Annotated in this window: 27 protein-coding genes and 1 tRNA gene; 17 read left to right on the forward strand and 11 right to left on the reverse strand. The window is 54.1% G+C overall.

What is annotated here, in order from left to right:
* Positions 1-9 precede the first annotated feature (9 nt).
* The 3 genes from Q0903_RS14915 to Q0903_RS14925 are packed head-to-tail and all read left to right on the forward strand — an operon-like array spanning position 10 to position 2,712.
* Positions 10-723 (forward strand): TRAP transporter small permease subunit, encoded by a 714-nt coding sequence (locus tag Q0903_RS14915; protein WP_299416732.1) that lies wholly within the window; start codon positions 10-12, stop codon positions 721-723.
* Complete coding sequence (locus Q0903_RS14920) at positions 720-2,033, forward strand: TRAP transporter large permease subunit (protein WP_299023908.1); 1,314 nt, start codon at positions 720-722, stop codon at positions 2,031-2,033. The genes Q0903_RS14915 and Q0903_RS14920 overlap by 4 nt, the downstream gene beginning before the upstream one ends.
* A 7-nt stretch (positions 2,034-2,040) precedes the next feature.
* Positions 2,041-2,712, forward strand: a complete 672-nt coding sequence (locus tag Q0903_RS14925; protein ID WP_299416734.1) for a hypothetical protein — start codon at positions 2,041-2,043, stop codon at positions 2,710-2,712.
* Positions 2,713-2,717: 5 nt separating this feature from the next.
* Here the strand turns inward: Q0903_RS14925 and Q0903_RS14930 are convergent, their stop codons facing one another.
* Both Q0903_RS14930 and Q0903_RS14935 read right to left on the reverse strand, forming a co-directional pair.
* Complete coding sequence (locus Q0903_RS14930; protein ID WP_299023910.1) at positions 2,718-3,050, reverse strand: hypothetical protein; 333 nt, start codon at positions 3,048-3,050, stop codon at positions 2,718-2,720.
* Positions 3,050-3,289, reverse strand: coding sequence for an Lrp/AsnC ligand binding domain-containing protein (locus Q0903_RS14935; RefSeq protein WP_299023911.1), 240 nt, complete (start codon positions 3,287-3,289; stop codon positions 3,050-3,052). Before Q0903_RS14935 ends, Q0903_RS14930 begins: the two co-directional genes overlap by 1 nt.
* Positions 3,290-3,417: 128 nt before the next feature.
* Between Q0903_RS14935 and hisB the strand changes: the two genes are divergently transcribed.
* Together hisB and hisH are read left to right on the forward strand one after the other, a co-directional pair.
* Entirely contained in the window at positions 3,418-4,005 is a 588-nt protein-coding gene (hisB, locus tag Q0903_RS14940; protein ID WP_299023912.1) for an imidazoleglycerol-phosphate dehydratase HisB, read from the forward strand.
* Positions 4,006-4,644: an imidazole glycerol phosphate synthase subunit HisH gene (gene hisH / locus Q0903_RS14945; RefSeq protein ID WP_299416737.1), complete on the forward strand. Its 639-nt coding sequence runs from the start codon at positions 4,006-4,008 to the stop codon at positions 4,642-4,644.
* 20 nt (positions 4,645-4,664) lie between these two features.
* Here the strand turns inward: hisH and Q0903_RS14950 are convergent, their stop codons facing one another.
* Positions 4,665-5,051 (reverse strand): DUF2147 domain-containing protein, encoded by a 387-nt coding sequence (locus Q0903_RS14950; protein ID WP_299023914.1) that lies wholly within the window; start codon positions 5,049-5,051, stop codon positions 4,665-4,667.
* 134 nt (positions 5,052-5,185) lie between these two features.
* Here Q0903_RS14950 and hisA point away from each other — a divergent pair, with 134 nt between their 5' ends.
* Genes hisA through Q0903_RS14970 form a run of 4 tightly spaced genes read left to right on the forward strand, consistent with a single transcriptional unit; the run spans position 5,186 to position 7,363 of the window.
* Positions 5,186-5,902 carry a 1-(5-phosphoribosyl)-5-[(5-phosphoribosylamino)methylideneamino]imidazole-4-carboxamide isomerase gene (hisA, locus tag Q0903_RS14955; RefSeq protein ID WP_299416739.1) on the forward strand — a complete coding sequence of 239 codons (717 nt, stop codon included), beginning with the start codon at positions 5,186-5,188 and terminating at the stop codon, positions 5,900-5,902.
* A complete protein-coding gene (locus Q0903_RS14960; RefSeq protein ID WP_299416741.1) occupies positions 5,902-6,258 on the forward strand; it encodes a hypothetical protein in 357 nt (118 codons plus the stop codon). Before hisA ends, Q0903_RS14960 begins: the two co-directional genes overlap by 1 nt.
* Before the next feature lie 41 nt (positions 6,259-6,299).
* The gene (hisF, locus tag Q0903_RS14965; RefSeq protein ID WP_299416743.1) at positions 6,300-7,061 is read left to right on the forward strand and encodes an imidazole glycerol phosphate synthase subunit HisF; all 762 of its coding nucleotides are present in this window, start codon (positions 6,300-6,302) and stop codon (positions 7,059-7,061) included.
* Entirely contained in the window at positions 7,058-7,363 is a 306-nt protein-coding gene (locus Q0903_RS14970) for a phosphoribosyl-ATP diphosphatase (RefSeq protein ID WP_299416745.1), read from the forward strand. Before hisF ends, Q0903_RS14970 begins: the two co-directional genes overlap by 4 nt.
* A gap of 75 nt (positions 7,364-7,438) precedes the next feature.
* Here the strand turns inward: Q0903_RS14970 and Q0903_RS14975 are convergent, their stop codons facing one another.
* The 3 genes from Q0903_RS14975 to rlmB all read right to left on the reverse strand — a co-directional run bounded on the left by Q0903_RS14975 (position 7,439) and on the right by rlmB (position 9,232).
* A complete protein-coding gene (locus tag Q0903_RS14975; RefSeq protein ID WP_299023919.1) occupies positions 7,439-7,906 on the reverse strand; it encodes a CoA-binding protein in 468 nt (155 codons plus the stop codon).
* Positions 7,907-8,117: 211 nt separating this feature from the next.
* On the reverse strand, positions 8,118-8,390 hold the full coding sequence (locus Q0903_RS14980) for a hypothetical protein (RefSeq protein ID WP_299416747.1): 273 nt from the start codon (positions 8,388-8,390) through the stop codon (positions 8,118-8,120).
* 62 nt (positions 8,391-8,452) lie between these two features.
* Positions 8,453-9,232, reverse strand: a complete 780-nt coding sequence (gene rlmB, locus Q0903_RS14985; RefSeq protein WP_299023921.1) for a 23S rRNA (guanosine(2251)-2'-O)-methyltransferase RlmB — start codon at positions 9,230-9,232, stop codon at positions 8,453-8,455.
* Positions 9,233-9,417: 185 nt separating this feature from the next.
* Between rlmB and Q0903_RS14990 the strand changes: the two genes are divergently transcribed.
* Positions 9,418-9,501 (forward strand) — tRNA-Tyr (locus Q0903_RS14990).
* Between the two features lie 100 nt (positions 9,502-9,601).
* Here the strand turns inward: Q0903_RS14990 and Q0903_RS14995 are convergent.
* Positions 9,602-10,648 (reverse strand): tyrosine-type recombinase/integrase, encoded by a 1,047-nt coding sequence (locus Q0903_RS14995; protein ID WP_299416749.1) that lies wholly within the window; start codon positions 10,646-10,648, stop codon positions 9,602-9,604.
* 440 nt (positions 10,649-11,088) lie between these two features.
* Here Q0903_RS14995 and Q0903_RS15000 point away from each other — a divergent pair, with 440 nt between their 5' ends.
* The 3 genes from Q0903_RS15000 (at position 11,089) to Q0903_RS15010 (ending at position 14,911) form a co-directional block, all read left to right on the forward strand.
* Positions 11,089-11,811 (forward strand): hypothetical protein, encoded by a 723-nt coding sequence (locus tag Q0903_RS15000; protein ID WP_299416751.1) that lies wholly within the window; start codon positions 11,089-11,091, stop codon positions 11,809-11,811.
* A gap of 218 nt (positions 11,812-12,029) precedes the next feature.
* On the forward strand, positions 12,030-13,832 hold the full coding sequence (locus tag Q0903_RS15005; RefSeq protein WP_299416753.1) for an AAA family ATPase: 1,803 nt from the start codon (positions 12,030-12,032) through the stop codon (positions 13,830-13,832).
* Positions 13,832-14,911 (forward strand): hypothetical protein, encoded by a 1,080-nt coding sequence (locus Q0903_RS15010; protein WP_299416755.1) that lies wholly within the window; start codon positions 13,832-13,834, stop codon positions 14,909-14,911. The genes Q0903_RS15005 and Q0903_RS15010 overlap by 1 nt, the downstream gene beginning before the upstream one ends.
* 832 nt (positions 14,912-15,743) lie before the next feature.
* On the opposite strand, the gene Q0903_RS15015 is transcribed toward Q0903_RS15010, so the two are convergent.
* The 4 genes from Q0903_RS15015 to Q0903_RS15030 are packed head-to-tail and all read right to left on the reverse strand — an operon-like array spanning position 15,744 to position 18,700.
* Positions 15,744-16,712, reverse strand: a complete 969-nt coding sequence (locus tag Q0903_RS15015) for a metallophosphoesterase (RefSeq protein WP_299416757.1) — start codon at positions 16,710-16,712, stop codon at positions 15,744-15,746.
* A 57-nt stretch (positions 16,713-16,769) separates the two neighbouring features.
* Positions 16,770-17,306 (reverse strand): hypothetical protein, encoded by a 537-nt coding sequence (locus tag Q0903_RS15020; RefSeq protein WP_299416759.1) that lies wholly within the window; start codon positions 17,304-17,306, stop codon positions 16,770-16,772.
* Positions 17,303-18,106, reverse strand: coding sequence for a metallophosphoesterase (locus Q0903_RS15025; protein WP_299416761.1), 804 nt, complete (start codon positions 18,104-18,106; stop codon positions 17,303-17,305). Before Q0903_RS15025 ends, Q0903_RS15020 begins: the two co-directional genes overlap by 4 nt.
* A gap of 30 nt (positions 18,107-18,136) precedes the next feature.
* On the reverse strand, positions 18,137-18,700 hold the full coding sequence (locus Q0903_RS15030) for a DUF6634 family protein (RefSeq protein ID WP_299416763.1): 564 nt from the start codon (positions 18,698-18,700) through the stop codon (positions 18,137-18,139).
* 1,368 nt (positions 18,701-20,068) lie between these two features.
* Here Q0903_RS15030 and Q0903_RS15035 point away from each other — a divergent pair.
* The 4 genes from Q0903_RS15035 to brxC are packed head-to-tail and all read left to right on the forward strand — an operon-like array spanning position 20,069 to position 25,273.
* Positions 20,069-20,524 (forward strand): hypothetical protein, encoded by a 456-nt coding sequence (locus Q0903_RS15035; protein ID WP_299416765.1) that lies wholly within the window; start codon positions 20,069-20,071, stop codon positions 20,522-20,524.
* Positions 20,521-21,135: a DUF1819 family protein gene (locus Q0903_RS15040; RefSeq protein ID WP_299416767.1), complete on the forward strand. Its 615-nt coding sequence runs from the start codon at positions 20,521-20,523 to the stop codon at positions 21,133-21,135. Before Q0903_RS15035 ends, Q0903_RS15040 begins: the two co-directional genes overlap by 4 nt.
* Before the next feature lie 3 nt (positions 21,136-21,138).
* Positions 21,139-21,741 (forward strand): DUF1788 domain-containing protein, encoded by a 603-nt coding sequence (locus tag Q0903_RS15045; protein WP_299416769.1) that lies wholly within the window; start codon positions 21,139-21,141, stop codon positions 21,739-21,741.
* Between the two features lie 4 nt (positions 21,742-21,745).
* Positions 21,746-25,273 carry a BREX system P-loop protein BrxC gene (gene brxC / locus Q0903_RS15050; protein ID WP_299416771.1) on the forward strand — a complete coding sequence of 1,176 codons (3,528 nt, stop codon included), beginning with the start codon at positions 21,746-21,748 and terminating at the stop codon, positions 25,271-25,273.

The raw sequence follows: 25,273 nt of genomic DNA on the forward strand, positions 1-25,273 counted from the left end.
GAATTTCCCATGCGTGACTGGTCCCCAGTCCTTGGCCTGCCCCTTTGGGTCTGGCTGTTTGTTCTGCCGTCTGCTTTCGGACTGCTGTGCTTCTTTGCCCGTCCGGCGCTGGAGCGTGTTTTGCGTCCCGTCTGGCGCATCCTTGACGGCGTCTATTTCGCCTCGGGTGCGATTGCGGCATGCTTCATGATAACCATCCTGCTCTTGATTGTGGCGCAGATGGTCGCCCGCTGGACGAGCGTGGCCCTGCCGGGCACTACCGAATTTGCAGGCTATGCGATGGCCGCCACATCCTTTTTCGCGCTGTGTCATGCGCTCACGCGGGGCGCACACATCCGCGTTTCGATCATTCTGAACTGGAACCGCCACACATCCCGCTGGCTTGATCTGTTTGCTGTATTCGGGGCAGCCGTGATCGCCACCTATTTCGCGCGCTTTGCGGTAAAGACGAATATTTTCTCAGAAATGCTCAATGACCGCACCCAAGGTCAGGACCAGATCCCTGAATGGGTCGTGACTTTCCTGTCGCTGCCGGCGACGCCCATCGGCGAATGGGGCACAGCCATGGGCAGTGCCAGCTCTGATCTGGTCTATACCCCCGTCTGGATACCCCAGCTTGCCATGTCCGCAGGGGCCATCCTGCTGGCTATTGCCCTTTGGGATACGCTGTACCGCACAATTATCACGGGCAAGAACCCCATCGTTTCGGAGGGCGTGGAATGATCGAAGCCTATGCAACAGTCGTATTTCTCTTTGTTCTCTTTTCGCTGCTGGCGTCCTCCATCTGGATCGGCCTTGCATTGATGGGTGTCGCTTGGGTGGGCTTGGAACTGTTCACCACCCGCCCCGCGGGCGATGCGATGATCACCACCATCTGGACGTCGAGCAGTTCTTGGACCCTCACCGCCCTGCCCCTGTTCATCTGGATGGGCGAAATACTGTATCGCACGCGCTTGTCCCAAGACATGTTTCGCGGGCTGGCGCCGTGGATGCGCTGGCTGCCGGGTGGATTGCTGCATACAAATATCGCGGGCTGTACGATCTTTGCCGCTGTATCAGGCTCCTCCGCCGCGACGCTGACCACCGTGGGCAAGATGTCTATCCCCGAGCTGCGCAAGCGTGGCTATCCTGAATATATGATCATCGGCACATTGGCAGGTGCAGCCACACTAGGCCTGATGATCCCACCCTCTCTGACGCTCATTGTTTATGGCGTGTCGATCAATGAGAGCATCATAAAACTGTTCATGGCAGGCATCATACCGGGTTTGGTCCTTGCGGGCCTGTTCATGAGCTATATCGCTGTCTGGCACTTTGTCCGGCCCGATCAACGGCCGCCGCCAGAGCCTTCTATGCCTTTCAGCACCATGCTTGCCGAGAGCCGATTTCTGATCCCTGTGCTGATGCTGGTCTTCGCTGTGATCGGCTCCATGTATTTTGGCTGGGCCACGGCGACAGAGGCGGCGGCAGTTGGTGTTCTGGGCTCGCTTACGCTGGCACTGGCCCAAGGCTCGCTGAGCTTTAATACCTTTCTGGAGAGCCTGATGGGTGCCACGCGCACGTCAGCCATGATTGCGCTGATCCTGATGGGGGCCGCGTTTCTGTCGCTGTCTATGGGCTTTACCGGACTACCCCGCGCCTTGGCGGCATGGATTGACGAAATGAATCTTTCGCCCATCACGCTTATCGCAGCCCTCACAGTGTTCTATATCATCCTCGGCATGTTCCTTGACGGGATTTCTTCTGTCGTTCTGACTATGGCAATTGTCGAACCGATGATCCGTCAGGCAGGTATTGATGTGATATGGTTTGGCATCTTCATCGTTGTGGTTGTTGAAATGGCACAGGTCACACCGCCCATCGGCTTTAACCTCTTCGTGCTCCAAGGGATGACCAAACACGAGATTTCTTACATTTCCAAGGTCGCTCTGCCCATGGTCGGTCTGATGCTTTTGATGGTCATCATCCTCGTGATCTTCCCTGAACTTGCCACCTGGCTGCCAGACAAGATCAGCGCAAATCAGGCCAGTTAGTGCGGATATGACCCCGCGTGTCACAGTCTTGCAGCTTGATACAGATTTCCCCCGCATCGCGGGGGACGTCGCCAGCCCCGAGAGCTATTCGCGCGCGCCCCAAATCATACGTATTGCAGGTGCCTCCGTAGGCCGGATCGTCACCAACCGTCCGCAAGATATCGATATCGCACCATTCGAGGAGGCGCTAAGCGCGGCGAACGGCGATGTTATTGTCACGTCATGTGGTTTTCTATCCTATTGGCAAGGCCACCTGGCAGCTCTTACCGATCGCCCGTTTATCAGCTCGGCCCTTGTCGCACTTGACCGGCTGTCACAGAGATATTCGCCTGACGCCCTGCGCATCCTGACTTTCGATGCAAATAGCCTGAACGCCGCGCATCTCGGCGCACACAAAGCGTATACCGGCAGCATCATAGGTCTGAATGAACGCCAACATTTACGACAGGTTATCAGCGGCAATATGGCAAACCTCGACGCGGACAAGGCCGGTCTGCAAATCGCGGAACGCCTGATCACCAGCCAGACCCGCGCGCACGCACATATCCTGCTTGAATGTATAAACCTGCCGCCCTACCGCGCAGCGATCCAAGCCGCGACAAACCTGCCCGTGACAGACATTCTGACACAGATAGAGGCGACCTGCCCTGGCGCAGTTGCACCGCAGTTTCGCGCGTAGAATATCTAGTTGATCGGAAACCTCTTGAGACAGACAGGCGCATTGCGCTGGTAGTCCGCAAGGGTTGCATCAACATCGCGGCGGTCGCGCATGGCTTCCATAGCGCGCTTCTTCTCGGTCCAGTTCCCGCTGACGTGACGCTCAAGGATAAGAACCGAAATGCCGATCAGCACGTCTTTTTCAGGATCACCCATCAGCCCTGCCTGATTCAGCGTAACCCCTGTAAAGGCCATCATGTTGGCACAGCGCAGCGCCGCTGCCTCTTCGCCTTCGTAGACGCGCTGTGCTGCTGTGACCTGTGTCGCGGCTAACGCCAGCACGAGGGTAAGCGCGCGCATCAAAACACCTTGAATGTCATGGTGGTCAGCGAGCGTTCAATCCCTTCGATATCCAGCAGATGATCGTTGATATACACGCCCACATCCTCGCCCTTGGGAATATAGACCTTCATCAACAGATCGAAATCACCCGAGGTCGAATACAGCTCCGAATGGATTTCACGAAGCGAGATCGCCTCGGCCACCTTGTAGGTCGTACCGGGCTTGCACCGGATCTGGATGAAAACACATGTACTCATTAGGGGCGCTCCTGCTGTGGCTGCCTATAGGCTGGCATGAAGCACCCAGCGCCGCAATCCCCCATCGCCCCTTGGCCTGCGCCAATGCCCTGTTATAAGGACGCATGACACGCCAAGGGAGGCCCGACATGCGCACGGCTAGCATTACCCGCACCACCGCCGAGACGGACATACATGTAGAGATCAATCTCGATGGAACGGGTGTCTATGACAACCAGACCGGTGTGGGTTTTTTCGACCATATGCTGGACCAGCTGTCGCGCCACGCGCTGATCGACATGACAGTGCGCTGCACGGGTGATCTGCACATCGACGACCACCACACAGTAGAAGACGTAGGCATCGCACTTGGTCAGGCGCTGAGTGCAGCCATGGGCGACAAACGCGGCATGACCCGCTATGGATCATGCCTGCTGCCGATGGATGACGCGCAGGTGCGCTGTGCATTGGATCTGTCCGGTCGCCCCTTTTTGATCTGGAACATCAATCTGCCCACCGCCAAAATCGGGACCTTTGATACCGAACTCGTGCGCGAGTTTTTTCAAGCCTTCGCAACCCATGGCGGTATCACCCTACACGTGGATCAATTGCACGGCTTCAACAGCCACCACATCGCCGAGGCCGCGTTCAAATCGGTTGCCCGCGCGTTGCGCGATGCGCTCACTCTCGATCCGCGCAAATCCGATGCGATCCCCTCGACCAAAGGCATGCTTTGAATGCTGACCGCAATTATCGACTATGAAAGCGGCAATCTTCACTCGGCGCACAAGGCGTTCGAGCGGATGGCGCGTGAGGGCGATGCAGGCGAAGTGTTGGTCACTGCTGATGCCGATGTAATCGCACGCGCAGACCGTATCGTACTGCCCGGTGATGGTGCCTTTCCCGCTTGTATGGCAGCCCTCAAAGGCAAAAGCGGCATCTATGACGCGATGGTCGAAGCAGTTGAGCAAAAAGGCCGCCCGTTTTTGGGTATCTGCGTCGGCATGCAACTGATGGCAACATGGGGCCGCGAGTATGAAGACACCCGTGGCATTGATTGGGTCGCTGGCGAAGTCACCCGCATCACGCCCAAAGACCCCACATTGAAAGTACCCCATATGGGCTGGAACGATCTGGTGATCGACATGCCCCACGCTGTTTTCGACGGTGTCAAATCAGGCGATCACACCTATTTCGTGCACAGCTATCACATGGCTGTCAGTAACCCCGCCCAGCGCCTCGCCCACGTAGATTATGCAAGCGAGGTGACTGCCGTTATCGGGCGGGACAATATGGTTGGCATGCAATTCCACCCCGAGAAAAGCCAGACCACAGGCCTGCGCATGATCTCGAACTTTCTATCATGGACGCCCTAGAGCAGTGGTATAGGGGCGTCCTAGTTCAAACGGCTCCACTTTTGCTTTTTGCAAATCAAACCACCCGCCACACAGCCAGACAGCGTAAGGCTGTTGCCTGACACTGTCATCTTCCCGATGTAGACTTTGTCATTTGCAGGCCGCCATACCTTGCCCGCATATTTTCCGCCGCCCTCTGGCTTCATATCAATGACAAGCTTCTTCCCGAGGTTCGGGGATTTATAGTTTTCACCGTTCAGGAACGTCTTGACGATCGTGCCACACATAGCAGCCCCGCAGGACTGCATTTTCACATGGGCATAGCGGCTATCGTCCACTTCTGTCTTCCACGTGCCCGCAGCCGGATCAGCCGATGCAGCCCCCACCAAACCAAATGCAGCAACCGCTGCCGCCAAAATCATTCTCATAACTGTTCCTCCCTAGAACTGGGCCATAGCATGGGGCCGTCGCCCATTGTGACGCAAGCCTAACGTCAGGTCGCGTTGCACATCGCGCGTTTCCGTGCAAAACCGCGCCCAAGCAATTGTAAAGGACCTCTGCCATGATCCTCTATCCCGCCATTGATCTCAAAGACGGCCAGGCCGTGCGCCTTGTCCACGGCGATATGGAGCAATCCACCGTCTTCAACGATGATCCAGCCGCTCAGGCACAGGCTTTTGTCGATGCAGGCTGCACATGGCTGCATCTGGTTGATCTTAACGGGGCATTTGCAGGGGCGCCCGTGAACGCCGCCCCTGTCGAGGCGATCCTCAAGCGGTGCAAAGTGCCTGCCCAACTCGGCGGCGGAATCCGCGACATGGCCACCATTGAGGCGTGGCTGGACAAGGGCCTCGCCCGCGTGATCCTCGGCACTGTGGCCGTCGAAAACCCCGATCTGGTGCGCGAAGCCGCCCGCGCCTTTCCGAACCAAGTTGCCGTCGGCATCGACGCCCGCAATGGCCGCGTTGCCACAAAAGGCTGGGCCGAGGAGACGGACGTGATGGTCACCGACCTCGCCAAATCCTTCGAGGACGCAGGCGTGGCCGCGATCATTTACACCGACATCATGCGCGACGGTGCGATGGGTGGCCCCAACATCGAGGCGACTGCCGCGCTTGCTCGTGCCGTAAGCATCCCCGTCATCGCCTCAGGCGGCGTGTCCTCGCTGGCCGACCTCCAAGCGCTCAAGGCAACAGAAGTGATCAGCGGCGCAATCTCTGGCCGCGCGCTCTATGATGGCGCGATTGATCTAAAGACGGCTCTCAAAGAACTCGCCTGATGACAGCACTGCAGACCCTGCAAGCCATCGGTTTATCCTCTGGTCCGGTCATAGCGCTGTCGGGGCTTGGCCTGCTTTGGGCAAGAAAAAGCCAAGCACCACGCCTGGCTCGCATTCTCAGATCAAGCAGCATGTTCTGGATCGCAACCTTTGTGCTTTTGTGGATATGCGTGATCGTGGTGGACACAACATGCAGCGGTACTGCCGACAAAGGTTATCACAGCTGTTCAGTCGTGCCCGATATCATTGCCCGCAACAGCCTCAATCTGCTCGTTACAGCTTTTCTCGCCGCGATTCTCTACCTGCCCCTCCTGTTTCTTGCGGGGGCACTGATCGAGGTCAGAACACGCCGTTAAGCTCACTTCCCTCTGCCCTAAATTTCCCCTAAACCACTTCTATGCTCAAAACCCGCATCATTCCCTGTCTCGATGTCGCCGATGGCCGTGTGGTCAAAGGTGTCAATTTCGTCGGCCTGCACGATGCGGGCGATCCTGTGGATGCCGCCATCGCCTATGACGCTGCTGGCGCGGATGAGCTGTGCTTTCTCGACATTCACGCCACCCACGAGAACCGCGGCACCATGTTCGATATGGTCCGCCGCACCGCCGAACATTGCTATATCCCTCTCACCGTAGGCGGCGGCGTGCGCACGGTTGCAGATGTCCGCGCCCTGCTGCTCGCTGGCGCGGATAAAGTCAGCTTTAACTCAGCCGCCGTGGCCAACCCCGATGTGGTGGCGCAGGCCGCCGATCAATTCGGCAGCCAATGCATCGTCGCGGCGATTGACGCCAAAACCGTAAGCCCCGGAAAGTGGGAAATCTTCACCCATGGCGGGCGCAAACCAACAGGCATAGATGCGGTAGAATTCGCCATCACCATGATGGAAAAAGGCGCAGGAGAGATCCTCCTCACCTCCATGGACCGCGATGGCACCAAACAGGGCTTCAATCTCCCGCTGACCCGCGCGATCAGCGATGCAGTAACTATGCCAGTCATCGCCTCTGGCGGCGTTGGCAATCTCGACCACCTTGTTGACGGCGTGACCAAAGGCGGTGCATCAGCCGTACTCGCAGCCTCCATCTTCCACTTCGGCGAATACACAATCCAACAAGCCAAACAACACATGGCCGCCGCAGGTATCCCCATGAGGCTGACATGACCCTGAATGATCTCTACGCCACTATTCTGGCCCGCAAGTCTGCCGATCCGACCTCCAGCTGGACTGCCCAACTACTGGCCAAAGGCCCCGAAAAATGCGCCGAGAAATTTGGCGAAGAGGCAATCGAAGCAATCATAGAAGCGGTCAAAGACGACAAAGCTGCCCTCACGAACGAGGCCGCCGATGTGATCTACCATCTTCTCGTCATGCTGGCCGCCCGCGACGTGCCACTGGAAGACGTGATGCAGGTCCTCGCGGCCCGCCAATCCACATCCGGCATCGCCGAAAAAGCGTCCCGTTAAGGCCTTCTTTATTTTTCCCTTAAACTCATACCCGTCCTCGACACAGGCGCGTACGTCTGCGGATCACGCACGCGGTCATAACTTGCTTGAAATCACTCCAGTGGCAAATCCCCCCATGCGTAGCTCGCCAAACAGGCGCTGATACTCGATCTTGGGACAACGGTTTTGTACCACATCCACCCCGCGTGATTGCGCCATTGCGGCAGCATCTGCATGGGTCACACCAATCTGCATCCAGACCGTTTTCAACGCTGCAAATCGTGCCAGCGCCTCTTCAACAATCAGCGGAACAGCCTCAGAGCGGCGAAAAATATCAATCATATCCACATCACCGTCTATTTCGCCCAGTGAAGCGACCACGCGCGATCCGAACAGGGTTTGCCCGACCAGTTTCGGGTTTACCCCGACAACCTCGAAACCGCGCAGCGACAGATACCGCGCGACAAAATAACTGGCCCGCACAGGGTTGTCGGACACGCCCACGACCGCAATCCGTTTGGTGCGTGTCAGGATATCTTTGAGGTATCTATCGGTATATTCCATTCCCCGATCCTAACGCCGCGCGATTCAGAAAAAAACCTCCCGAACGATGTCGGGAGGTTGAAAAAGTGGGAACAGGGACAAATCAAGAGGCGGCTGCTCCAAACCGCCCCTTTTACTTTAGATAGGTATTCAATCAGCCCGATAAAGACCCATCACTGCACAAAAGATGCGCGCCTGTTCCGATGCGCCGATATCCGCCTAAGCGCGGCGCTCAATCAAAGATATCTTCCACCAGATCGAAGGCTTCTTCAGCAATTTTGCGCCAGAGCCCCTTGCGTTTCTTGTATTTCTTCTTCGGCTTTGCAGGTTGTGCAAACCAGGACTTCGCCGGTTTCGGCTGCTGGCGCGGTCTGGGTGGCACAGGCTGGTGGCTCACGGCGGGCTGGGATGTACTTGCCGCGACGGGCATCGCCTTCAACGCGCTCAGCGGCGCGCCGCACGCCCTACAGGTCAACGTATGATGCCCCCTTCCCAGCCGCAGCATGGCGCGCGTGCCACAATGGCAGCAGGTGGCAAATTTGGTTGGATGGGCGATGGCCCCTCTCCCTAGCTGTGATCCTTGGTGGCATATAGGGCGATTGCCGCCGCATTTGAGACATTGAGCGAACCAAAAGCACCGCCCGCGTCAATACGCACCAGCGCATCAACTGTTTCGCGGGTTTTCTCGCGCAGGCCCGGCCCTTCGGCCCCCAACACCAGTGCCACCGCACGATCACGCTTGCCTTCAACCGCTGCCTCGATGGTGATCTCGGCCTCGCCATCAAGACCCAGAACCAGATACCCCATATTTTGCAACTCCCTGATCCCGTCCGCCAGATTCCGGATGCGCAGGTAGGGTTGACGCTCCAATGCGCCTGACGCCGTTTTGGCCAGCGCACCCGTTTCGGGCGCGGAATGGTGCCGTGTCCCGATCACCGCCGAAGCGCCCAACACTTCGGCGGAGCGCAGGATCGCGCCCACGTTGTGCGGGTCGGTCACACGGTCCAGCATAATCACGCGCGGTGCCGCATCGCCGATGCACACATCCGCCATGCGCCCCCAGTCCAGCGGTTTGACCTCTAGCACGGCACCCTGATGGACCGATCCTGCATCGATTGGCGGGCGGAACTTGCGCGGGTCCATGACTTGCGGCTCAATTCCGCTGGCGCTGACAGCCTCTTCCAGCTTGGCCAACGCATTGGGCGTGACCATGAGGGTCAGCTTTTCACGTGCGGGGTTCATCAGCGCATCACGCACCGCATGCAAACCGAACAGCCAAAGCGTCTCGCGTGCTTCAGCCTTCTTGCCCTGCTCTTTCTCGACAACCCACTTTGGTTTTTTGATCATTTTGCGCGTCCCCTGTCACCGCTTGCCTCTCCCTCTATCGGTTTGCACAGCGCAGGCCAAGCCTGCCGCGCAGACATCGTTGCACCATCCTTAAATCCTGCCAAAGCCATTGCTGACATTTCATGCCAGATCGCCCGATTTAGTGGTTGACCCGTCGCCGACCCACAGGTAATCACCGCGCCAGTGGGCGACAGGCCGCAAGGTGTGGCAGGGGACTGTAACTCCCTCGCGGAGACGCACGCCTGGTTCGATTCCAGGGTCGCCCACCACTTACTTGTCAGATACTTACGAGGTTATGGCCAACCATTCGTTTTTGGGATTTACCCCTTGGTCCCAATGTCTGGTCCCAACTTCTGTTCCGTTCGCGTTCTATTCTCTTCTTTCCTGACCAGATTTCGAGAGCATTCTACGGTTTGCCTTCTTGCGATAGTAAGCGACCATCTCTGCGCTCTGACCAGTAACTGCCTGAATCTCTGCATCGCTTGCACCTGCTTCAGCCAGTCGAATAATGGACAGCTTTCGAAGGCCGTGAAGGCTGAACTTTTTGGCGTCGCGACCCAAAGAAAGTCGCCATGCGCTGAAGTCCTTTTCGATCGCATGATAGGTCATCGGTTCTGTCATATTTTTCGAAAGCAGGTGCTGACCTTCGACCGGGATGTCTTTGACAAACCATCGTAGCTCCCGAGGGCAGTAAACCTCAAGCTCCTGCTTGCCTTTCTCATCTCTGACAACCATCCATTCACCTCTAAACTGATCGCGCCTCATCGCTACAGCCGCCCCTGGCCTTTGCCCTGTTCCCAATATGAGATTTGCCAGTACCTTTACTCGAAATGGGGCTTCATTCAGCGCCTCAACCATCCATTCAGGCCATGGTTCAAACTCACGCTGCTTCCCAAAGTGCTTGATGCCCTTCGCTGGATTTTCACCCAGCGGCCAATCAAGTTCCAGAGCTGCGAAATTCCATAGAAGTGATACTGTCTGGAGCAGACGATCTGCCTTTTTGGGGGTGTCTGCGAGCGATTGATGTGCAGCACGAAGATCCTGCCGACTTGTGGACTTCAATGCCTTTCCACCATTCTTCAGTAGAATTGCCTCCATCGGTGGCCGATATGATTTTTTTGTACTCGAAGCCAGTTTCCCTTGAATTTGCTGATCCGCTCGCCACGCCTGGATACATTCGCGCCAAGTGTACTTGCTCGGAGTTTCTTGCCTGATATGTCGACCCGCTTCGCACGCCCAGTAGAGGTGATCTAGCTCTTGAAGATCACCCTTCCAATCAAGCTGAATGGCTTTTTCCTTGCGCTTCTTACCCTCAAGCCACGTTATTCTATGGAACGGACGCCAACCTCGGTCTTTTCCTTTCCATACCCACTTGAGATGGGGTTTCACAATTTTTGGTTTTGGCGGTTTTTTCATACGGTGAATGCCTGTTCTGGCCGAGCCGCATCGCCACTTAAGATTGCTTCCAAGTCAGAAACCAACCAACGCTTGTGATCCCCGATGATCTTGGGCCCGGGTAAAGCCCCACACCAAACCAGGTTCCAGAAGTCCTTCAAAGACATATCAAGCATCGCGGCCGCAGCTTTTTCCCCTACCGCCAAAGGCCGCAGCTCCGAGTTCATGCCCTTTCTCATCTGCAATCTCGCACTTTCACTTTCGCCTTATCCTTCAGCAATCGCATACCCTCTAGATCACGCTGTACAGCAGCGCTGCCCTTTTCATCTCAGATATCTCGTTACGAGACTTATATCATGATAATAGACATGATATACAATCATGAAACTATCACGAATAATGATATTGCTTTTTACTGTGGATAACATTGACCATCATGTATGATACTGAGATGATACCTCATGACTAATCTGAATAGCCCCCCCATTTCCGCTGACAAACTCCTCGGTGAGTTGACGGCTCCGACTGCAACCGACTGGCGCGTGGTAGGTCACGTGCTTACCTCTCTCGAAAAAATGGGGCGCACGGCCCACGATGGAGAACAGTGGGTACACAAAGTCCAGAAAAGGTTGACGGACGCAGGACATACAGTATCGGCTGGTCATCTACACAAAGTTCGCCGTGCCTATAACTTCCTCTCCTCCAGTATGGAGCTGGATAGAATTCCACAAAAATATGCGATCAATGCGAAAATTTCATCAATCGAAATCGCAGAGCGACTTTACCAGCTGGATGCAGGTGAAGGGTCAAAAGCGCTAGCGGCCTGCCTCGACCCGGATAGCCCCGCTACAGCCGCTGATATTAAGAAGCGTTATGATGCATTTGTAGAGCAACACCCCGAGAAGAAGAACGCTATGCATGCGGCCTGGGAGCAGAGGAAGAAAGGCAATGACGCAAAAACAGCGTCAGCGGAGAATGTAAAAGGTGGGGTGGGCAATATTCTGTCTGAACTTCAAAGCTACATTTCCTCGATGGAAAAAGAGGCCACGGTGAAAGACGCACGGATAAGTGAGCTTGAGGAAGAACTTGGCGAGACAAAAAGGCTTCTGGCTGAGGTAGAGTATGAGCTCAGTATCGTGAAAGACGATTTGAATGACTCACGTATGAAAAGTAATAAAATTTGATCCGAAAGGTGCAGCTTGAGCTTTCAATTAAGCGAAGCATCACATTGATAACTGAGTTCGCTTTTTGAAGCTATACAGCTCAGCGCCGAGGCGCAGCCTCCCAAAACGGAATTTGATCGATAGTGCCGTATTTTCACGCGCCACGGACTTGAGATTGCGAATACTATTGGTTTCGGTTCTATTGAAACACGAGTTTCTAATTGAATGGAAAGCTAACCGTGAGTCTCTTTGACCAGAAAATTGAGGGCGTTCCACAATTCGTAAGTTATTTCACGCCGGTTTTGGAGATCTTGCGAGATCTTGGAGGACAGGCAAAGCCGAAGGATGTGATGGACGAAATCGCACGGCGCTATGATATTCCCGAAGATTCACTTCATCAAACTAACAAAAATGGGCAACCGACGTTTAACAATCGGGTAGCTTGGGCGCGGTTCTATCTTGTGAAAGCAGGCTACATATACTCCCCCAAACGTGGCGTTTGGGCGTTGACCGACGAAGGTGCGTCAGCCAAACTTACTGACGCCGTGGCAGCCGAACTTTTTCGCAATGCCCAATCTGCTTTCCAAGCTGACGAGGATGAAGACCAAGCACCTGAAGGAGAGATCGTCCCCGATGGTATGAACTACTGGTTTGTAGGCGCGGCATGGAACGAAGGCGATCAGGCGGCGCGTTTCTTGGATGAGGGTATCTGGGAAAATGGATATGATGAAAAGTTCGGGCATCTCGTCAAACAGATGAAGCAGGGCGACCGGATCGCAATCAAAGCGACTTACACCCGTAAGCACGATGTGCCGTTCGAGAACCGGGGGCGGATGGTCAGCGCAATGCGTATCAAAGCAATTGGTACGATCACCGGCAATCAAGGTGATGGGAAAATAGTCAATGTCGCTTGGGAAGAGGTCGACCCTCCGCGCGAGTGGTTCTTCTACACCTATCGGAAAACCATTGCGCGCGCTCGGTTCGAGGATGACGATATGGCTCGCCAACTCGTCGCTTTCGCGTTTGACGGACAAGATCAGAATATTGATGGCTTCCTCGCACATCCATATTGGGCTGAAAAATTCGCAGACGATGTTGCGCCGCTCACTGCGATTGAAGACGAAGAGCAGTCGGATAGTGAGGCGGATGCGCCTCCTGTCGAGACTTATGGTATCGATGACATCGTCTCTGACGGTGGTTTCCTACCGCGCGGTTTGATATCCAATATGATCAACCGTCTCGAGATCAAAAAGAACCTCATTCTGCAGGGCGCACCGGGGACCGGCAAGACTTGGTTGGCCAAACGCCTTGGCAAAGCGTTAATCGGACGGCGAACCCCTAAACACGAGCAACTGCGCTCAGTCCAGTTTCACCCTTCGCTTTCCTATGAGGATTTTGTGCGAGGTTATCGGCCCAGTTCAAATGGCCTGACACTTACCGACGGTGTATTTTTGCAGGCCGTCGAAGCCGCTCGCGCACAACCAGACCTCGCACATGTGCTCATCATTGAAGAGATCAATCGTGGCAACCCTGCCCAGGTCTTTGGTGAGATGCTGACCTTGCTTGAGAACACCAAGCGCAGCCGGGCTGACGCCATAGAGCTGGCCTATCGAAAGCAGCCAGGTGAACGAGTGCATGTTCCCGATAACTTCTACGTCATCGGGACCATGAACGTTGCCGATCGTTCACTGGCCCTCGTTGACCTGGCACTTCGTCGTCGGTTCGCCTTCGTCTCGCTCGAGCCCGCATTCAACGATTCTTGGGCAGCTTGGTGTTTGGATCGCGGCTTTGACGAAGACATGGTGACACTGGTGCGGGCCCGCATGAGAGCTCTCAACGAGGAGATCTCAGCCGACAGAACGCTGGGTCCGCAATTTCGTGTGGGCCACTCCTACGTCACGCCGACCGAGCCGCTTGATGATCTGGTAGGCTGGTTTCGCGACGTGATAGACACGGAGATCGGGCCCCTGCTGGATGAGTATTGGTTCGACGCCCCCGAGCGGGCTGCAGAAGCAGCGGCGCGCTTACGCGACGGGCTTTGATGTCGACCAAGATCCCTCTGCGCAACATTTGGATATTGTTCCTTTATGCAGCCGATCTTGCGCAACTGCGTGACAAGTTCGAACGCGATGTTGAGAACGCGCGGGACCTGCCTGATCTGGTTGGTCGATTACTTGCGCATGTCGTAGAGGATCGTTTACGCCGCAACCTCAGCCGGGGTTATCGGACGCGCGCAGCAGTCCTGCCACGCGTGCGCGGCCGCATCGACATGCTGGCAACTGAGGCGGGGCAACTCATGGAGCGAGGACAAATCGCTTGCCGGTTTGAAGAGCACGTAATGGATACGCCCCGCAACCGACTGATCCGTGCCGCGCTGGAAAGGCAGGCTGGGCGCGTCTCATCCAAGGAAACGGCGCATCGGTGCCGCGGACTTGCCGCTGATTTCTCACGTTTAGGGGTCTCGGCGGGGCGGCCGTCGCGGGCTGAGCTTGGAGTTGACCAAATTGGTCGGAACGAAAGCGCTGACCGGATGATGGTCGCACTCGCGCGAATGATCTTTGACGGGACGATCCCCACAGAAGCGCAGGGGGCAGCACTTCAGCCTGGAGACGAAACGACAGAGCACTTGATCCGACGGCTGTTTGAGCGTGCCGTTGGGAATGCACTCCGGATCAAGCTTCAACCATTGGGTTGGCATATCGCGCAAGGTCGAAGGATTGCCTGGCCCGTGACGATGGCGACCCCAAGTCTATCCGATATACTTCCAGGCATGCAGACAGACATTGAAATGAACCACGCTGTTTCGGGACGCCGTGTCGTCATTGATACGAAATTCACGAATATTTTGACGTCATCCAATTATCGACAGCAGATTTTGAAAAGCGGATACCTTTACCAGATGTACGCCTACCTAAGAACGCAGGAAGACATGTCCCAACCGTCGAGCATGACTGCCGAAGGTCTTTTCCTTCACCCTCAGGCTGGCGGGAGCGTGGATGAGACGATGGTCGTTCAAGGGCATACAGTCACGTTCAGAACAATCGACCTGACAGCGCCCGCAACTAAATTTGAAGAGCAACTTTTTTCCTCAACAATAATTCGGGCAAATTTTTCTCAGTAAGGTCGGCCCAAATGTATGTACCGGCTGCTGTTCGCAAATGATTTCTGGCGTGTTCTCGGAAGTCGCTCATATGTATCCGGCCTGTTGATCGACACGCGGGTCGTGGCCTTGTTGGGGTAAGGGTCAAGTCAGCATCGCATTTGCCAAAGCGGGATTTTCAAGCAGGAATGCTCCATAAAGCTCCTTAATCAGTTTTGATGCACCAGAGCGGTCCCTTTTGAAAACCTGTTTTTCTCCGATTATCTCGCTCTAAAGTAATTATGTCATTCCATCGAAGAGCGTTCTCCATACGCATTTTGGACGGAATTTCAGAAAATAAGAGGTCGTAGTATGGCAACAAATTCAGACACTTAGGGACCATTAGGCTATGGAGTACGGTATGCGCGATATCGATACCCAACGAATGTCCCCCTTTTTCATCCATGTTCCACGCTGAAGGCTGAAGCGGACACGCATGCTGTTCATTCGTAAGAACGAACGGAACCCCATTCCCACAGGTTATCGTGAAAACTGCCGAAATACATTGTGCCTCGATACGCCTTAGAAGCGCTATCAAGTCGATGTTTCCGTTATAACTCAGAAGCTTCTCTGGATAATAAAATATAGTCTTCCCAAAGCCTTGCTCTCGGATGCTTTCTGGAACTCTCCTGAAGAGATTGTCGGTCGAACCGCCGTAGAGGCGACCGTCTTCCCAAAGGACGTATATCCCGCCTACTTTCGGCAACAGATTTTTGTTCTCTTTGTCCAACCAAAACAGCGAGGTCTCATACGATATGCTACTGTCCTGATTTTTCACAACATCCCCCATTCGGCTGCAAGGCCTCTAACGATTTTAACATTCTGTACTCTTCTTCATACTTGATGGCTTCACTCCCCTACTCCCTCCCAGAGATCGACTATTTTCTGGTGATTGGTTCAAAGTGCTCTCTCTTACAGCAAATATCCGGACCTTAGCTTTACCAGCGCGTCCGCGAACATGCCCGACAGCCAGCTGCGGCCGGTACGCGGCGCCAATGTCGAGTGCGATGGTCCGATACCCCTCAATCCCGTCACAGGCCTCAAGATCTTCGGCACTGCTCAAATCCCGACGTAGCGCTGGCGTATGGCCGTGGACTATGACCGTCGGCCTACGGTCGCGACGATCGGGGTCTGGATCGCGGGTATCCCAGCCACCTTGATGCGACAGAAAAGGGTGCCTCATCGTGGCCCAGTGATCATCCACTCCAAGAAAGAAGCGATCCTGAGCCAGAAATTCTTCGAGATCACCATCTGGATGAACGCCAGCATGGACAAAAACCAAATCACCCAATCTCAAATGGCTCGGCCCCTCCCCGATCCATTTGAGATATTCGGGGAGGAAGGATTCGAGTAGCTTATCGGTGACCTCCGCCGGTGTGTGCGTCTGTTCAGACATGCCGACTTCAGCCAAGACCGTATTTCCTCCACCAGCGATCCAGAATGAAAGCACACTTCCCGAAGACAACCCAAAATACAGCCCCAGATCGTGATTGCCTGGTAAAACATGTAGGTGATCCGCTCCTGTGAAGTCCCCTGCCCTCATCGCCAGATCGACGGCTTCGATGGATGACGGACCGCGGTCAATCAGATCTCCGAGAAAAATGAGATGCCTGGTCCGCGCCTCGCGCGGCACATCCCTTATCTCCTTGAGGACCTGCGCCAGCAAATCAGCTTGCCCATGCACATCGCCGATCACGAATGCCTCGGTGTCATCTGGAAATTCGCCAGGCAGCTCGCGCCATGGCAGATGATATGACTTATAGGACGTTTGGTCAGTGGGCATCTTCAGTCGATCCAACAAAAATGAAAAACGATATGCGTATCGAAACAAGAAGTCATATCAGCGTGTCCCTGACCCATCAATTGTCTGCTTCAGGCCAGCTATCCATACCTTTGCCGTCCGACCACTGTCAGGCCCTGCCCGGTGCGGTGCCTTGGTACGGTCAAGACGCTCATAGACGTAATCCAGCGCATTTGACGGGAAGGCTCCCAGCGTTGTCACATCGAAATAGTGGATTGAGACATAGCCGGAGACCCCTGCAGCGCCGAACAGCTGATCGAGCCAATGCCGCTCGAACGTAACGGCGTCTGAAAGCGCGATACGCACTTTGAGAGCATGCAAAAACGCTCTTGCGAGCGTCACGACGTCAGGTGTTTTGTCCAGATCACGACGCGTGATGTTGTGTATCGCAGCACTCGCTGGGGACCATGCATCCTCGGGGCATTCTGGTGCGGGACGGATCAAACTGTCAAAAGTTTGAACTTCCAAATTTTGATCGACCCAGCTGAGGCCGATCTCACCCGGCCAGCTGTCTGTATCAAGACTGCTTACCTCAAAATTAAGAAACGCGAACTTGGCGTAGAGCTTGTTCGTCACAGTGCAGCTCCTCCATCCAGGTCAAATGTAAACCGTGCAAGATCATCAATCGGGTCATGCTGCCCAGGGTAGCCTACCGAGACGTTGGTCAACGACGTCTGGCCGATAGTGAATGTAATCCGACGATGTGTATGGCCGTACAGCCACCGTTCGGGCTGGTACTTGATGATCACCGCCTCGAGATCAGAGGCATAACACGGACCGATATCTGGTCTACCCTTCAGCGCCATTACATGCGGAGCATGGTGCGTAATGACCGTTGTCTCCCCGTCAAACGCGCTCGACAGTCGCTCTTCCAACCAGTGGCGATGATCCAGGTGAATTTGCGCAGTCTGAACTGGCAAGAGCTTTTTGTAACCCGTCCTGGCGATCCTGATGCACCTGTAGTCGTTCATATAGGTTGCAGCGTGTCGCAAATTGTCTGTTCGATCGCCGTAGATCTCGAAATCGGTCCACAGGGTGCAGCACAGAATACGGTGCCGACCTAAAACCAGCTCAGACTTCTGAATAAATGCCGCACCATGTGCAGCCGCTACATCGCGCAGCTTGTCTTCTTGATCAATGCAGCCGTCGTAATAGTCATGGTTTCCCGGCATCGCAAAGACTTGAGCCTCAGGCAGCCGAGCGGTGATCCACCGGAGACATTCTTTCCACTTCTTATGGCCTTTGTTGCTCACGTCACCGGCCAGTACACAGTGCGTGATGGCTCGAAGTTGCGCGTCTGAAATATTTTTGAACGGATCCACACCATCCGCGAAGTGCAGGTCGCAGTGGAGATCCGCAAGTACAAGTAACTTCATCATTGATCCCGAGAATCTAAAAAAATCTGGTCAGACATCTCGGACACCCGCATCAATCTGATCGCGCTCGACGAAGGCCTTCACCTCCCGAGCATCAAGCGTCAGATGCTCAAGCCCGCCGACCTGATGCCCGAGTCGCTCGACAAGATCCTCTGTCGTCACCTCTTCTTTCAGCCGGTACCAGCGTGAGGCTGTACGCGCCCATGATTGATCGGCTGCAATGCCGCAAAGCCGAGAACTGTTTATCAGCCGACATTTGAGTGTGGGGTGCCCTGATTGTATGCCCAGAAGGATGGCTCCACCACATTGCGGATCGCGGATTGCTGTCCAGGGATTTAAAAGCGGTGCAGCTTCCAGATCATGATCAGCAGGTCCCTCTACACCAAGTTGGAGAGACCGGTTCGTCAAACGCATGCCGAGCGTCGACATCAGCTGCCTTTTGGAAGCCATCCACTCACTTGCCAGCACACTCCAGACTTCGTCTACCAAAACGTATTTGACTGGCGAAGGCATGGCTTCTAACGCTTCCAAAGCTTCTGACGGGATAGTGTCTGCCACCGCATATAATACTCCGTCTGCCCCGGTGAACGCCATGGGGTCTGCTTGCCGCAGAGCATGCAGGACCCGCAAGTCATCTGCGTTCGGGTCCATTTCAGACATCCCACTCACACGCGTCGATGAGGCAGCGATATTCGGAACGATGCACTTTCGGCACATTCAGGATGTCGTAGATCAATGGGATACCTCGCTCACTTCAATAACAAAGCTGACTACCGAAATCGGAAGAGCCAACCCCATCAAGGCATTGATTTATTTGCGAAAAAAAAGGTTTTATTGGATTTTTAAGCATCGGAAAGGATGCGAAAAAACAGACTACGTTCTAACCAGGCCATAAAAATTTCGCAAAAACCAAAGCATACATGATTTAGGGAGTAAGATGCTCCCTGCATATGCCTGATAATCCCGCTTGCGAAAAAGGAAATTCGCCAGAGATCTTTGTCGCGACTATCGCTCCGCTAAGGGTAAAAAAACTACCTGCTGGCAAAGATTGCCCCGGAGAATACCTCATTGATCGCGAACGATTCCGGAGACTCTCTGTTACAGCAATCGGCGGAAACTACCTTCACTGGCAAAATTTTACCGATCGCCACCACAGAACGAGCACTCAGCACCAGGTTAAACCTGACGGTTTCGCCATTGCGAAAACCCGGTTTTGTAGAACACTGCCAAACAAATCATCACCGCTGTAACAAAAAAATCGACCCCGAATAAGTGCCTGAAGACGAAATAAATCATCGTTTTTATGTTTTCTTTCAATTGGTTAATTCATTTTCCTCAAACCGAATAAAGCCACGTGGACTTTGTTACAGCCTTGAAAAGCGTTACACATTAAGTAACAGCCATAAGTACCTGATATTATTATTAAATAAGTATATATATCTATCTGTTACAAGATTCATAAATATATATACATACACTCATACCCAGACATGCACGCATGCACCTATGTACACACACATAGAGACACTCATATGGGCGTAACAGCGTAACATTTTGCCAACCCGTTGTTTTTAAATACTTTTTCTGTTACAGGGCGTAACAAGCGCTACTGAATAGCAAATTTTATCCTTTAAAAACAATTCACTGACCTTGTTACAGAGCCAGTTTTTCGGTTTTTGAAGAAACTTCACCTCAAGTAATAAGGGGAGCACGATGGACGAGAGAAAATCGTACGAACTTTCGCTATCGCAAAGTAATGTTCACCCATACGCCGCCAGGCCCCTGATGAAAGACCATGATTATCCACACCTTTGTTCAGGTTAGAGATTCTATTTATGAAACGAATGCCCTACCTTACCGGGAACAGCGGATTGAATTCGGGAATTTCTGGAGAACTACCTTGAGCAAGAACACCAAAAAGAACGCTTCGGTAGACGCGAAGCCCTTCAAGGGGCAATTCGCATGTCCATCTACGCCCTGAGTATCGCAATCATGTCAGGTCATAGGACATTGTGCATCTTCTTACTGAGGACGGCGAAGCGTCACCAATGGAATGCGAGAGCGTGGTGCTTCCGCAACAACATTTTTAAGGACTTCGTATTGGCTCGTATATTGACCTGCACTTTGAGTGAGCCGGCCGATGTAGATCCGGAAGCCGACATTAATTGGTCTGAAAGCGTTACCCTAAAAATCGCAGCACATCCTGGGCTCTCTGAAAACCAACGGCGAGTCGTGGAGCTGGATTACGCCATGGTGCAAGGCGTAGCTGAAGGCATCGTCAAGACATGCATGCGGTTCCATATCTTAAAACGGCTCGGCCTGGATATCGCCCCTGATACGCGTCGTCCGCAAGATCAACATATTGCATTAATGAACCCTGCCGAAGTTCAGGGCTTTCTCGGGCAGGTAGCGCAATGACAACCGCCTCTGATCGCCCCTATCGTATGTCATTTACAACTGGCGGGCTTTTCCTGAACGAAAGTGTCGAAGTGGCTCGGCTGCACCGTGATGGTGAAACCTGGAGTGACACCGGAAAGCGCGCATTGGAACAAGGCACTACCACACTGCCAAAATCAGCATCGAACAGCAGGTCATTGCGCGAGATTACCAACCGTCTGCGAACTCTGACTGAGGAAGAACGTCGTTTTCTTTGTGAGCATGCCGACAGAACGGATCAACAGGCGCTTCTATGGCTGGCAGCCTGCCGTGCATATCGCTTCGTCGGGGAGTTCGCTCAAGACGTCGTGCGCGATCGATACCTATCCTATCAATTGGAACTTCCTTTATCGGCCTTTGATATAGCATTGGAAAACAAGGCGGAGTGGGATGATGGTATCGCCAGTCTCAGCAGATCCACTCGAAGCAAACTTCGGCAAATACTCTTTCGTATCATGCGTGAGGCGGGCATCTTATCCCAAGATAATCGCATTCAGGCCTCAATTCTGTCCACTCAACTGAAGCAAATAATCAATGACAACAATCCTGGTGAACTGGCGTATTTTCCCAGCACTTCGGTTGACGGAGCATAAATTTTGAAACTCGACTTTAGCCGCAAGGAACGTGCCGAGCACCTCTATCGCGTTATCACCAGCGAACGCTTTCTTACCAAGCAAGGTCTTGGAAACGAGGTCCCCTTCTTCATATGCCCGTTTCCGGCCGTTGAAGGTCTGTCCATGGTCGATGACCGGAAAGATCTGGTGTCTCGCGTGGGGCATTCGGGGGTCAGGGTTCTTGACCTCAACCTCTACGACATCGCGCTTGAAATCCTTGCAGAGCGCGACATTCTCGAACAGATATTGGAAATCGAGGCTGACAGCGAGAAACCCGAAATCAAGGACCTCTTGCAGGGCGTGCTTGCCCCTGAAACGCATTTGGTTCCCAAGATCGGCGCTGCCATCTCAGCAACCCCGCACGATGTGATCTTTCTATCGGGTGTAGGCGAGGTCTATCCCTTCATCCGCTCCCATAACGTCCTGAACAATTTACAAAGTACAGCGAAGGACGCACCTACAGTGCTGTTCTTCCCTGGGAATTACACTCATGCATTAGCGACCGGCGCGTCACTGGATCTATTTGGCATGCTCCATGACGATAAATACTACCGCGCCTTCAATATCCTGAATTACGAGGTCTGACCCCATGGCACAATTACTCAAAGACATTTTCGAGAAACCGGTCGACCGCGCGATTGATGGTGTTATCAAAGCCGACGATGAAGCAAGCCTGCGCATCGAGTTGGACGAGTATGTTATCACCAGCGAGATCGGTCAGAAACTCGGTCAGTTCCTGGAAGCCTACAACAACTATGAAACCTCCAATGGTGTCTGGATCTCAGGATTTTTCGGGTCAGGTAAATCCCACCTGTTGAAAATGCTTGCCCTTCTGCTCGAGAACCGTGACGTCGGCGGCGCATCTGCCCATGAGATTTTCGGAGCGAAGCTGAAAGATGATCCGTTCTTGAGAGGCGCGCTGGACAAAGCTGTCTCGATCCCGTCGAAATCTATTCTGTTCAACATCGACCAGAAAGCGGATGTCATCTCAAAAACGGATGTCGATGCGCTACTATCTGTGTTCCAGAAAGTATTTGATGAATCCTGCGGCTTCTATGGCAAGCAGCCGCATATCGCTCAGTTTGAACGAGATATGCATGGACGCGGGCAACTTGAGGCCTTCCGTACTGCATTCCAAGAGGCAGCAGGTAAGCCTTGGGAGCACGGTCGAGAACAGGCGCTCCTTGAGGCAAGGAACATCGCCACCGCATTCGCCGCGGCAACGGGCGGCGATGTAGCTGACGCCAAGGATATTCTGACACAATACCGCAAGGATACGCGCGTCTCGATCGATGACTTTGCAAGCACCGTCAAAGACTGGATCGACGAGCAACCAAAAGGATTCCGGCTAAATTTCTTTGTCGATGAGGTGGGCCAGTACATTGCCGACAACGTCAAGCTGATGACAAATCTGCAGACGGTTGCCGAGACCCTGAACACCCGTTGTAAGGGACAGGCGTGGATCATCGTGACCTCACAGCAGGACATGGAGGCCATCGTCGGCGACACCAAAGTTTTTCAGAGCCAAGATTTTTCGAAGATCATGGCGCGGTTCTCCATCCGGATGCCGCTCGACTCTCAAAATGTCGCCGAAGTCATTCAGAAGCGCCTGCTGTCGAAGACCCCCGAAGCAGAGGTGACACTGGGCAGCTTACATGACCGCGAACAAAACAATCTGAAGACCCTGTTCGATTTTACAGATGGCTCAATCAAGCTGAAAAATTACACCGACCGGGAAAACTTTATCGCCAGCTACCCCTTCCCACCTTACCAGTTCACCTTGTTCCAGATGGCAATCCGCTCGCTGTCCCAACATAACGCTTTTGAGGGCAAGCACAGTTCGGTTGGCGAACGCTCCATGCTTGGCGTTTTCCAAGAAGTCTCGAAAAAATTGATGAATGAGCCAGTCGGCGGACTGGGCACTTTTGATCTGATGTTCGAAGGCATTCGAACGGCTTTGAAATCGAATGTTCAGCAATCGATCCACCTGGCTGAACGGCAGATTCAGGATCTGGACGAATTCGCCGTCAGAGTTCTGAAAGCTCTCTTTCTTGTGAAATACGTTAAAGGTTTCAAACCGTCGGTCCGCAACATCTCAGTCCTTTTGCTCTCTGATCTTGCCGCAGACCAGACGGGACAACGCCGCAAGATTGAGGAAGCCCTTAGTCTGCTGGAGCGTAATACGCTCATTCAGCGTAATGGGGAGGTTTATGAGTTTCTGACCGACGAGGAGAAGGACGTCGAAGCTGAGATCAAGTCGCTCGACATCGACCCATCGGAGCTCTCCAAGGAACTCGAAACACTGGCTTTCGATACCATTCTAAAGCTCAGAAAGCTAAAGCACGCCGCGACGAATAGCGAATATGCATTTACGCGCAAATTGGATGATCATTCACTTGGCCGGGAACACGAGCTGGCCATCAATATCATCTCGCCCTTCAGCGAAGACGCCGACAGCCCCGAGGCTGTGCGGATGAGGACTATGTCCCGCGAAGAATTGGCCGTTACATTGAAAGCTGACACGAACTTTGTTCGTGATCTGATCCTCTTCAAACAAACAGACAAATTCATCCGTCAGTCTCGGACCGGATCACCTCAACCTGGTCGTGACCGTATCATTGCCGAAAAAGGCGAACAGAATGGCCGCCGCGCAAAGGATCTGGAACTCCGCCTACGCCGTCTTATGGGCGAGGCAAGGATGTTCGTGCGCGGAAACGAGCTCGAAATCGGAGGCGAGGACGCTCAGGATCGCATCACGAAGGCATTTCAGACGCTTGTCGACAAAGTCTACACCAACTTGCCTATGCTGCGCGGCGTCAGCTATTCCGAGGCAGATATCAATAAATCAGTGCAACCGGAAAGCAGCCTTTTCGGTTCAGGAGGAACCGGGCTCGGTGAAGCCGAACAAGATGTCCTTAGCTTCATCAACGGTCAGGCACGCAACGGGGTGAAAGTCTCGGTCAAGTATCTGGTCGAAAAGTTCACGACCAAGCCGTATGGCTGGCCGACAGTTGCAGTGCTTTGCCTTGCGGGGAGCCTTTCCGCCAAGGGTAAAGTTGAAGCCCGCGTAGACAGCACCTCGACCGAAGGGCCGGATCTGGCAAAGGCCCTGAACAACAGTCATGCCTTGGCGAACATTCTACTCACACCGCAACAGGAATTCTCTGCCGCTGATATCCGCAGATCGAAAGAGCTCTATCAAGAGCTGTTCTCTCGGCCTGCGTCTGGAAGTGATGCCCGTAGCCTTGGCGTAGAATGGCTTGAAAGCGTCACGGAGCTGGAGGCTGAGGTCGACGACCTGACCCGTCAGGCGCGCGACTACCCCTTCCTTGAAGCGCTGGTGCCATTCCGTGACCAGTTGCGCAGCATGAAGGCCAAGGTAGCCCCCTGGTTCATTACAGACGCGCCGCGGCACGAGGATGACTGGCTGAACCCAAAAGAGGACATCCTCGACAAGATGAAATCCTTCATGGGCGGTGCGCAGCGCGGTATCTATGATGAGGCGCGCAACACCATCACCCAGCAGCAGGCCAATATCGAATACGTTGATCCGCAAGCCGGTCAACAGATCCGCGATGTACTCGCCGATCCCGCGTGTCACCAAGGCAATGCCATTCAGGACCTCAAGTCCGCGCTCTACGATCTGAAGGAGAAGATCGACCTCAAGGTGCTCGAAGAGCGTAAGGGCGTTATTGCCGCGGTTGATGAGGTTGCTGCCAAAGTGACCCAGATGCCCGAGTTCCAAGGGCTCGAAGCTGACAAGCAGACTCGCATCACCGGACGCCTGGACCACCAAAAAGCCGGCATCGACACCATCACCATGATCGCAGTACTGCAGAACAAGGCAAACCATGCGCACAGCACTCTGCTCGGGGAACTGATCGCCGAGGTGGACCGTCTTGCACGCCCGCCGCAGGAGCCCTTCAAACCCGCACCCGGCGTGAACGATCCCCCTGCCCCCGCGCCGCAGGCTCCGACATACATCAACGCCGCGCAGATCAAGGTGCCGTTCACCAAGGCCTACCTGTCTGACGATGCGGACGTTGCCGACTACCTCGAAGAATTCAAAAAGACCCTGCTGGCCGAGATCCACGCGGGCAAGAAAGTGATCGTCTGA

Source organism: uncultured Sulfitobacter sp. (assembly GCF_947502895.1).
Taxonomy (GTDB): domain Bacteria; phylum Pseudomonadota; class Alphaproteobacteria; order Rhodobacterales; family Rhodobacteraceae; genus Sulfitobacter.